Source organism: Argonema galeatum A003/A1 (assembly GCF_023333595.1).
Lineage (GTDB): Bacteria > Cyanobacteriota > Cyanobacteriia > Cyanobacteriales > Aerosakkonemataceae > Argonema > Argonema galeatum.
On the sequence record NZ_JAIQZM010000086.1, the window covers coordinates 1 to 2,179 of the forward strand.

At 45.6% G+C, this 2,179-nt stretch carries 1 protein-coding gene; it reads left to right on the forward strand.

All coding sequences use genetic code 11. From position 1 onward, the window contains the following. Positions 1–2,179, forward strand: a 2,179-nt coding sequence (locus tag LAY41_RS32035) for a DUF3987 domain-containing protein (RefSeq protein WP_338023086.1), incomplete at both ends; no start/stop codon positions are given.

Sequence of the window (2,179 nt, forward strand, 5' to 3'; positions counted from 1 at the left end):
ACAACAGCATTCAACTTCGCAACTAATACTGACAGATTGCCACCTCAAAATATCGAAGTAGAAGAACAGGTTTTGGGTGGGATAATGCTTGATTTACAAGCAATCCAAAAAGTAATCCCTAAGTTGAGTACAGAAGCTTTTTCCCTAAAGAACCATCAAATCATATATGAAGCAGCACTTGACCTTCATAATAAAGATAAACCCACTGACTTGATGAATATAAGCGTGTGGCTGCACGATCGCAACCAGCTCGATAAGGTTGGGGGAGAGAACAAATTAGCCACATTGGTAGACCGCACGGTATCAGCCGTAAATATTGACCAATACGTGCAATTGCTTCGAGAAAAGCATATTCGCAGAATCTTGATATCGGCTGGCCATAAAATTGTTGAACTTGGTTACGAAACTTACACCGAATTACCGTACATTCTGAATGAAGCCAGACAAACAATTTTTCAAATAACAGACCCGCGCCAAGATTCTGAATACAAATTATCCTCCAAAGCCTCGCTTAAGCTTGGCGATATTTTCCACCCACATCTTGCCAAACCACTACAGCTTCTCTGTCGGTGGTTCCCTTTTCCAGAAGAGATAGCAGTTCACGAAATTATCCCAATAGCTGCCAGCCTGGTTAGCAGCGAATCATTAATTATTTATCAAAAGGCCACCAATAGAAGTGAACCGCCAATTGTAAGAAGCGCCCTTATTGCAGAGGCAAGCAATCGGAAAACGGCTATTGAAAGAATTTTCCTATCGCCGCTCAACGATTTGCAAACTGAGTCACTTGCTAGGCATGACGAAAATCTATCGGCATACTACAAAGAGAAGAAAGATTGGGATGCCCTTTCCCCACAGGAGCAAAAATCTCGCAGAGATGAGGAACCTTCAGAACCGCCACCAGCAAGGCTTTTTCTTTATCGAGGCGGTACGAAAGAATCTATCTGGGAAATCATGGAGAACCAACCCAGCAAGGGGATACTGCACGCTCCTGATGAGATCTTGCAAACGGTCACGGCTAGAGGCGAATACAACAAAGGGAAAGGGTCGGACACCGAATCATCGCTGAGCGGTTTCAACGGTGACAGAAGTACGATGCTTAGAAAGGGCCGAATTGTCAGCTTTAAAGACTCCTGTTCGGTGACTGGAGGCATCCAGCCCACTAAATTGTTGAGTTTGATGGGAAACGACGCAGACGATTCGAGGGGGGAATTTGCCAGACTCTTACCTTGCTTTCTCGATCTTCAAGAATACCCGATGGCGGAAGATGATACAGAACTAAATTTATCCGGTCTCTTGAAAGACATCTATCAAAAAATTGATCGGGCTCCCCCAACGAGTTACTACTTTTCCACCTCTGCCAGACAAGTTTTCCGACTGTGGCATAACATCAAGGAAAAAGAGAGGCTGTTACACCCATCCCCGGCCATTAGGGGATTTATAGGGAAACTGGAAGGTTACTGCGCTAAATTTGCGATGCTACTCCACATTTTGTGGGAGATTTGCGAAGATCAGCGCTGCCCATCCCCAGAGATACCTGTTGAGCGAGTTCAGGCAGCGATCGCCCTAGCCGAATTCTATTTGAGGCAAGCAATGAGAGTCCGACAGGCGATCGGCGAAGATGAAGTAGATCCGGTAAAAGCCAAAATTGTTGAGAGGCTGAAGGTAGAAGGAGTCTTAACAGTTGGGAAACTTCAATCCACCAACCAGTTCTTCAGAAAAATTCCAGCTGCCCAATATTTTTGCCATTTTCAAGAGCTAGCAGCCGCTAACCCAGACAAGATAAGGGTCTCAACCACGAAAAAGGGGAGCCTGCAAATACAACTCATTAGTTCGGAGGCTATATTTGGCAGTTTTCGCTTAGCAGTGACTGACAGTGACAGTGGATACGCTGAAACGACCGTACAGCAAACGATTCCACCACTGTCAGTCCGACAGCGGTTGACAGTGGTGGAATCTTCACCAGTCGATCTCGGTTCGGAAAGCGATCAACCCTTCGATTATGATTCACTGTCACCACTGTCAACCACTGTCAGACTGACAGTGGTGGAAACTCCCACTGCACAAGACATTGAACCACTTCCACTGTCACTGTCAGACACCGTTAAGCAAAATGGCGATCGCATCGAGGAGACAAGCCATAATTTCAAAATTGGCGATCGCGTAATAATTGATGTTCCAG